Raw genomic sequence first — 7,935 nt, 5'->3', positions numbered from 1 at the left:
GCGAGAGACGTCCCAAGTGATTAGTTCTCACTTGGGACGTGATAGAGGCGCGTTAGCGCTTTTGTTCCTGTCTAGGAAATTATAAAATTTGGAGCCTGTGGATAATTTATTTACTGCTTAAGCCACGTCCAGCTCCGACGTACAGGACGTACTAGTGCCGATGACGCCACAGGACGTGGCGTTTTCATCGGCCAGCACCCAACGACTAGTGGGCTTCCTGATCCTCCTTACGATAAGTCAACATCGATTCGCTAACGCTCATCGTGTTTCCTTTATCTCATGCGGATTTGGAAGATCGACTAACTTCGCCGCTTTGCGCGGCAACGTCGACCCACCCGCGATGCGCGGGCGCAGCCCATACGTCGTTAAACGGGCGCTTCCCGCTTTTGTTCTTTTTGAAACAAAATAGTAATATTTCAGTTGTGTTAGGCAGTCCCTTTTTTGAATAGATATGTATAAGATGAATTTTTATTTAGAAATGGGGTGTGTCTTTTTATGGATGTACAGCAAAATATAAAATCAAAGCATTCTACTGTTATCCCTCTTTTGAAATATAGTTTATATGTTGCAACGAAACGGTCAATGGATATCAGTATAAGTCTCTTGCTGTTAGTCGTTTTAGCGCCGGTAATTCTGTTTGTTTTATATAAAGTAAATAAAAAAGAGGGGAAACCGTTATTTTTTAAACAAGTATACGTCGGTAAACATAATCAGGAGTTTATGATGTGGACATTTCGGACGATGACCAATACATCTCGGGTTATTCGTGCATTGCCCCCACATCCATTCCCAAAATCCTGGTCAAATGGTGTGCCAAGCAAATTCACATTTACTAGAGACCCGCATAAAACGTATACTAGCACAGGTTTATGGCTTGAAAAGTACCGTCTGGATGTACTTCCTCAGTTATTTAATGTTTTAAAAGGTGAAATGAGTTTAGTCGGGCCAGAGCCGGAAATTCCGGACATTGCGGACTATTATAACAGCTATCAACGTAGGAGATTGGATGTGAAGCCAGGAATAACTGGGTTAACTCAACTGAAGGGGTTTACAAGTAAAAGATACGATCAAAAGATTAGACATGACATCCATTATATAGAAACAAGATCTTGTAAGCTTGATTTAAAAATTTTATACCGTTCTACCTCCCGATTATTCAAAACAATCGTACACTAGTCTGTTCAACAGATCGAAAAAAGTTTACTATAGTATTATACAATTGCTAGGGGGTACTATATTGGTTATACTTTTTTCAGCAAATATCTCAAAAAAACACCAAGAAAAGTTCACAATGAAATATCCTGATCATTCGTTTGTTTTTTGTAAAAACATGGATGAAGCTAAGAGTCATTTGAAAAAGGCTGAAATCCTTGTAACATTTGGTGAGGACTTAACATCGGAATTGATAGATCAAGCCACTGATTTAAAGTGGATTATGGTTATCTCTGCTGGAATGGATCAAATGCCATTTAAATCTATTCAGGAAAGAGGCATTATTGTTACGAATGCCAAGGGAATACATAAAATTCCGATGGCGGAATATGCCATTTCCATGCTATTACAAGTATACCGTCAGGAGAAAGTAACGCTCAGAAACCAGCAGAACAGTGAATGGGTTCGTGGTGTAAAGATGCAAGAAATTACTGGCAAAACTATGCTAGTAGCAGGCACAGGGGCTATTGGACAAGAAGTAGCACGTCTTGCAAAGGCGTTTCAAATGAAGACATACGGCGTTTCTAGAAGTGGTAGATCTGTTGAATATTTTGATGAAAATTATACGACAGACGAAATGGAGAGAGTACTTCCAGAAGTAGATTTTGTTGTGTCTATTCTACCAAGCACACCTGAAACCAAGTATTTATTTAATTATAATCACTTTGAAAAGCTTCCAAACCATGCAGTATTTTTAAATATGGGACGCGGTGATGTAGTGCAGAGTGATGATGTATTGAAAGCAGTACAGCAAGGTGAGATAGCACATGCTGTTTTAGATGTCTTTCACGAAGAACCACTACCACGTGATCATCCATTTTGGCAGGAAGAAAACGTGACTGTGACACCACATTTATCAGGAATATCACCAAAGTATATATCTCGAGCTTTAGATATTTTTGATAAAAACCTTCAAACTTATAAGAATAATCGTGATGATTATATAAACGAAATCGACGTAACGAGGGGGTATTAACGATGCGTATTTATACAAGATCAGGTGACAAAGGAACTACATCATTAATTTATGGAAAACGTGTTCCTAAGAATGACATTCGGGTGGAAGCGTACGGGACTTGTGACGAGGCTAATTCCATGATTGGATTATCCTTAAGCTTTTTGGATAAAGAAGTATGGGATGAAAAAGAGGCATTTCTTGAGACGATGCATCGCATCCAGACTATTTTGTTTCACGTTGGAGCAGAACTAGCAACCCCGAGTGATAAAGAAGTGACATGGAAGTTGAAAAAAGAGCACATTCAAGAATTAGAAGATCAAATTGACGAGTGGGATAAAAATTTGGAACCACTTAAGAACTTTATCTTGCCTTCAGGACATAGTACATCCAGTGCGCTGCACACAGCACGAACTATAGCCAGAAGAGCAGAACGAACGGCAGTAGGATTAGGTGATGAGGTTGCAAACCCACTTGTTGTTTCTTACTTAAATCGTTTGTCCGACTTTTTATTTGTTGCAGCACGCTATGTAAATCAAAGTTTAGGCGGAACAGAAATACCATTAAAAGCAGATGTGTAAAAAAACGAAGCAGTTTACCTTAAGCGGTGAACTGCTTTTGATCTTTCCAGTAATTACTGAGATAAAAACCTGCGGATAAGTTATAATAATTCTTATAATACAATATACTTATATTGACAGAATCCCGCTGTAGTGGGTACACTAATTATAAAGATTATAAAATAATAATGGTATTTAATTAAACATATAATTGAAAGAGAGGTGCATGGCGATGTCTGAAAAGAAATTGCGGCAAGCAATCGATACATTAAGAGAATCTGGTGTACGAATAACACCACAGCGTCATGCGGTGCTTGATTACCTGCTTAACTCAATGACTCATCCAACAGCTGATGAAATTTATAAAGCATTAGAAGGAAAATTTCCAAATATGAGCGTTGCTACAGTTTATAATAACTTACGTGTTCTTCGTGAAATTGGGTTAGTTCGTGAATTGACATATGGTGACGCCTCAAGTCGTTTCGATTGCAATACCTCAGAACATTACCATGCTATATGCCAAGAGTGCGGTAAAATAGTTGATTTTCACTATCCAACCTTAGATGAGGTGGAATCATTAGCTGAACAAGTAACTGGGTTTGATGTTAGTCATCACCGAATGGAGATTTATGGTAAATGCGAAGCCTGCCAAACAAGAGAGCTACAAAAACAGTATTAAAGTATCTTAGAAAACTTGGCTTATCGTTATAGGGATTCTTAGTAAGCGTACTTTGCTTTCTTAGAGTCTCTTATGCTCTGGAGTGCAAGCCTTAATGGCGAAAGCCTTAGTTGAACTTATGTAGATAAGAAAGTTTTATACTTTCTTATCTACCAATAATAAACACCAGGTGCAGCTTTAAGCTTCACCTGGTGTTTTTAGTGTTATCCGATGAACCGAGTAGCTACCCATTCCCGTACACTATTAATGAACCAAACTTTTTTACAGCTTTTAAGTTCCTCGAGCATAATTTTTCGTTCTGTAATCGTTCCTTGGTCAATTAATGCTTTTCGATAAGTTCCCGGCAATAGTCCACTATCTACTGGAGGAGTGTATAGTTTTCCAGCTAGTTCCACTACTACATTTCCCATCGTAAACTCGGTGATTTCTTGATCTTCGTTCCACAACAATACATCAAAAGCATCCGGGAATTGCTTTTTTGAGTTTTCGAATATGGTACGATTGGTAGTTTTATGGTATAAAAATATATCCCTTTTTTCTATTGGTTCTTTAGCTAAGGCGACGTGTATTGGCTTTTGGAAGGGAAAACTTTCGCTTTCTTCTATTATAGAACTCCCGTTTTTGTCTACGAGTAGACGTACCTTCCAAGAACCTTTGTTACGGTTTTTGGCAACATCCAGTAATTTCTCTTTGATCAGCTCGATATCTAAATCGAACTGAAAATAGTCTGCTGATTTTTTGAGTCGTTCGACATGATTATCAAATACCAAGTACGTACCATTATAAAGCCCGAATGTTTCTATAAGTTGAAAATCCTGTCGCTTTTCATGTAACACTTTTGCCTTGATTAGTAACTCCTTGTATTCTTCTTCATTAGTGGAGTCCCATGTAATGCCCCCACCAACACCATATTGAGCAACCCCATTTTGATGGTCAATGAAGACAGTGCGAATCGGAACATTAAATGTTGCTTCCTTGTCTGGTGTAATAAAACCAATCGCACCACAGTATACCTCTCTCGGCGAAGTTTCCAGTTCCTTGATAATCTTCATCGTACTAATTTTTGGTGCACCAGTAATCGAACCACATGGGAATAATGCTTTAAAAATGTCGTACAGGCTTTTATCGGGTGCAACCTCAGCAATGACTGTTGATGTCATTTGATACACAGTAGGATATTTTTCAATCGAAAACAAATTAGGAACGTGTACAGTTCCAGGATTAGCAATCATTCCTAAGTCATTACGTAATAAATCTACAATCATCACATTTTCTGCACGATTTTTAACGGATCTATAAAGCCAATCGGCATTTAAAGAATCCTCATTCGGTGTTTTACCTCGTCCAACCGTTCCTTTCATTGGTTTGGTTGTGACCTTTCCATCTTTCATATGAAAAAATAACTCCGGTGAAGCGGATAATATCGTAAAATCTCCAGTGTCAAGATACGCACTATAATTAGCAGATTGAGCCTGTACCAATTGATTATAAAAGGATATTGGGTCCCCTTCGAACTCAGACTCCATCCGAATGGTATAATTCACTTGGTACGTATCACCTTGTTCAATGTAATCTTTGATCTTACTTATATACTTGTTATATTCACCGACACTTGTTTTGGGAATCCACTCGGATGTGTGAAACTCCCCTGTATTACTTTCTAATGATTCCTCCACCGGTGTATCAAAAATTCCAAACCATAATAGTGGCATCTTTTGATTTTTATGGACATGAAAAGCTTGATCAAACGCTGGGGCTGCTTCATAAGAAAGATATCCCGCAGCATAGTAACCTTCATCAACAGCATTTTGAATTTCTTGAAAAGCAGGCTGCACGTCTTCTATGTTGGAAGCAGCAACTATTTTACATGGGTTTTGAAATAATAATGAATGACGCTTTCCTTTGTAGTTTATAAAATCAAAATAGAGTGATGGACTAACCGGTTCTTTCATGAATGACGGAACTCCTTTTTAGAAAACTTGGCTTATCGCTAAGCCTTAATGGTGAAAGCCTTAGTTGCACTTATGTAGATAAGAAAGTTTTGTACTTTCCTATCTACCAATGAAAAAATTACGCAAAAGCTCTAATCCACCTTCTGTTAAAATTGCCTCAGGATGTGCTTGAATACCTTCAACGGGATAGGTTTGATGGCGTATTCCCATAATCACGCGATCTTCTGTTTCCGCACTTACCTCAAGGCAATCAGGTAATGTGTGAGGGTCTACTGTTAAAGAGTGATACCTTGTTACCGAGAGAGGATTATTCAAAGCTTGGAAAATTCCCTTGTCATCATGATTAATAGTAGAGATCTTTCCATGCATTGGTGCAATTGCACGTATAATCGAAGCACCAAATGCTTGTGCAATCGTTTGATGTCCTAGACACACACCAAGGATTGGGATTTGTTTATAAAAATGAGTAACAATATCAAGACAAACTCCAGCTTGATCAGGATTTCCCGGGCCAGGAGATAATAAAATATGTGATGGCTTCATTATTTCAATTTCTTCTATTGTTATGGCATCATTTCGTCTAACCACTGTCTGTTTATCTAATTGATGAATATATTGAATTAAATTAAACGTAAATGAATCATAATTATCAATCACTAAAATCACGAGTATACACCTCATTTTTACCTTATATGTAAATCTATATGCCATTATAGCATGGGAGCTAATTTATTCATCCATACTTTTGCGTAAAAAACATCCGCCATATGACGGATGTTGTTATTGGTTATCATTTTGTTTTTGTTTTACTTCTCTTCGGTATTTTCGAGTATTATATTTTTCATCAAACTCTTCACCTTCTAAATCCTTATCAAGTGTAAGAGGTTGTTTGCAATGCATACAACCATCAACTCGCCCAAGCATCTTGGTCGGTTTTTCACAGTTCGGACAAATGATAGAAACTGCTCTTGTTGATAAAAGTCCGATCCAGAAGTAAACAACTGTACTAGATACAATAAAAAGTACCCCTAAAATAAAGAACGTTGCCATTAACCACTCTATTTGCTTTACTAAAATACCACCATACATAATAGCGATACCTACGAAAATTAAAATCAAAGCAAAGGAGCGAATTTTATTTATTTTGCTTGAATAGACTAATTGCGACATGTCTTTCCTCCTTATTGTTTCAAGGATAGTATAGCATATTTTATTTGTTTTTTGATTTCTAGAAAGGATTTTTCATTATTTTAGCGAAATAGAATATATAGTTATTGATTCGTAAATGGAGGAATTATAATGGAAGATTTACTAAGACCTATTTATCAGGAACGTACAAGCGACCCGAATACATTAAGTGTGTTAATTATAGAAAAAACAAAACCTAACAGTCCCATCACAGACAACTTTGATATTATTCTACTTATCGTGGTAACGAAAGCCGATCAAGAATGGATCGTAAAACATTATGAGTTTGGAGAAAAAACAGCAGCTATGCATATTGTGTCAGAGGACCTACTCATGAAGTGGATCGAAAAAAGGGAGTACCGTAAAGCAATTGCCCTGGTTATTTACGGGAAAGTTATCTTTGATCGCAATGGTTATATTGGTGAGGTGAAAAGCAGGCTAAGTGATTTTCCGCATGATCAACGTAACCTGCGAAAAGCAATTGAATTTGCCAAGCTTGTAAAAAGCTATAATGAAGTAAAGGATTTATATGAGTCATCTCAATATAAAGATGCTCATAGTAGAATGGTTCACTCCCTACATTATTTAGCTCGTTTAGCAGTGATCGAAAAAGGCTATTATCCAGAAGTAACGTTATGGAATCAGGTAAAACATATTGATCCAGAAGTGTATAAACTATATGATGAATTAATTCAAAGTAATGAAAAAATCGAAAAGCGAGTTCAGTTAATGATCATCGCAGCTGATTTTGCAATTAGTACAAGAGCTGAAGTATCTGCTAAACATTTAATCGATATTATGAAGACCAAAGAAGGTTCATGGTCTTATGGTGAGTTAAAAGATCACCAAGATTTAGTCCCATACGTTTTGGACTTAACAGCGGTTATTTCTTATTTAGTAGAAAAGAATATCATTCACACGGAACGTATAGAAACAAAAGGCGCAGGAATTTACCAACGTAAATATACGACAAATAGTTTAGTTGCGAAATAGAATGTAACTTTAAAACAACAAATATGGCAATGATTCGTACATAATGGATAATGGTGCAAAAGGCATTGTTATCCATTATGTATGACTTCACTAAAGCGCATCCTTGATACAGCAGGGCCAAGCTAGTTGTTCTAAATATAGTAATAGTGTACTTGTGATTTTTTTGTAAAATTATCGTTGACTTTGTAAATTAACCATGGTAAAGTTAGTTCTGTCGCAAAAAACGAATGACGTAATTAGCGGCAACGAAATAAAAAACATTAAACTTCTTATTGACATTAATTAAGAAGTTATGTTATATTTATAAAGTCGCCAATTTGAGAGCGACAAACGAATTGCTCCTTGAAAACTGAACAAAACAACCAGTATGTCAAGAGAAACATGAACTTGTTTTTC

8 protein-coding genes are annotated in these 7,935 nt (G+C 36.8%); 5 read left to right on the top strand and 3 right to left on the bottom strand.

Annotated features, from left to right (window positions below; genetic code table 11):
• The first annotated feature begins 495 nt into the window (after window positions 1-495).
• The 4 genes from ACFQ3N_RS17145 to perR all read left to right on the top strand — a co-directional run bounded on the left by ACFQ3N_RS17145 (window position 496) and on the right by perR (window position 3,406).
• On the top strand, window positions 496-1,176 hold the full coding sequence (locus tag ACFQ3N_RS17145) for a sugar transferase (RefSeq protein ID WP_390363868.1): 681 nt from the start codon (window positions 496-498) through the stop codon (window positions 1,174-1,176).
• Window positions 1,177-1,237: 61 nt separating this feature from the next.
• A complete protein-coding gene (locus ACFQ3N_RS17140) occupies window positions 1,238-2,188 on the top strand; it encodes a D-2-hydroxyacid dehydrogenase (RefSeq protein ID WP_390363866.1) in 951 nt (316 codons plus the stop codon).
• Window positions 2,189-2,190: 2 nt separating this feature from the next.
• Window positions 2,191-2,748, top strand: coding sequence for a cob(I)yrinic acid a,c-diamide adenosyltransferase (locus ACFQ3N_RS17135; RefSeq protein ID WP_390363864.1), 558 nt, complete (start codon window positions 2,191-2,193; stop codon window positions 2,746-2,748).
• Window positions 2,749-2,959: 211 nt separating this feature from the next.
• Window positions 2,960-3,406 carry a peroxide-responsive transcriptional repressor PerR gene (perR, locus tag ACFQ3N_RS17130; protein WP_390363870.1) on the top strand — a complete coding sequence of 149 codons (447 nt, stop codon included), beginning with the start codon at window positions 2,960-2,962 and terminating at the stop codon, window positions 3,404-3,406.
• Between the two features lie 203 nt (window positions 3,407-3,609).
• Here the strand turns inward: perR and pabB are convergent, their stop codons facing one another.
• From pabB to ACFQ3N_RS17115, 3 genes are all read right to left on the bottom strand, one after another.
• Window positions 3,610-5,358 (bottom strand): aminodeoxychorismate synthase component I, encoded by a 1,749-nt coding sequence (pabB, locus tag ACFQ3N_RS17125; protein ID WP_390363862.1) that lies wholly within the window; start codon window positions 5,356-5,358, stop codon window positions 3,610-3,612.
• A 99-nt stretch (window positions 5,359-5,457) separates the two neighbouring features.
• The gene (locus ACFQ3N_RS17120) at window positions 5,458-6,024 is read right to left on the bottom strand and encodes an anthranilate synthase component II (RefSeq protein WP_390363860.1); all 567 of its coding nucleotides are present in this window, start codon (window positions 6,022-6,024) and stop codon (window positions 5,458-5,460) included.
• A gap of 114 nt (window positions 6,025-6,138) precedes the next feature.
• Window positions 6,139-6,528 (bottom strand): YgzB family protein, encoded by a 390-nt coding sequence (locus tag ACFQ3N_RS17115; protein WP_390363858.1) that lies wholly within the window; start codon window positions 6,526-6,528, stop codon window positions 6,139-6,141.
• 129 nt (window positions 6,529-6,657) lie between these two features.
• Here ACFQ3N_RS17115 and ACFQ3N_RS17110 point away from each other — a divergent pair, with 129 nt between their 5' ends.
• On the top strand, window positions 6,658-7,539 hold the full coding sequence (locus ACFQ3N_RS17110; RefSeq protein ID WP_390363856.1) for a nucleotidyltransferase-like protein: 882 nt from the start codon (window positions 6,658-6,660) through the stop codon (window positions 7,537-7,539).
• The last annotated feature ends 396 nt before the right edge of the window (window positions 7,540-7,935 follow it).

This window comes from Virgibacillus byunsanensis, from assembly GCF_042675965.1.
GTDB lineage: Bacteria > Bacillota > Bacilli > Bacillales > Amphibacillaceae > Virgibacillus_R > Virgibacillus_R byunsanensis.
The sequence above is the reverse complement of the archived record's forward strand: the minus strand, read 5'-3'. Positions and strand labels throughout refer to the sequence as shown.

Excerpts from the sequence above, each read along its gene's own strand:
- perR (WP_390363870.1), top strand. The coding sequence starts at position 2,960 with ATGTCTGAAAAGAAATTGCGGCAAGCAATCGATACATTAAGAGAATCT.
- pabB (WP_390363862.1), bottom strand. The coding sequence starts at position 5,358 with ATGAAAGAACCGGTTAGTCCATCACTCTATTTTGATTTTATAAACTAC.
- ACFQ3N_RS17115 (WP_390363858.1), bottom strand. The coding sequence starts at position 6,528 with ATGTCGCAATTAGTCTATTCAAGCAAAATAAATAAAATTCGCTCCTTT.
- ACFQ3N_RS17110 (WP_390363856.1), top strand. The coding sequence starts at position 6,658 with ATGGAAGATTTACTAAGACCTATTTATCAGGAACGTACAAGCGACCCG.
- ACFQ3N_RS17135 (WP_390363864.1), top strand. The coding sequence starts at position 2,191 with ATGCGTATTTATACAAGATCAGGTGACAAAGGAACTACATCATTAATT.
- ACFQ3N_RS17145 (WP_390363868.1), top strand. The coding sequence starts at position 496 with ATGGATGTACAGCAAAATATAAAATCAAAGCATTCTACTGTTATCCCT.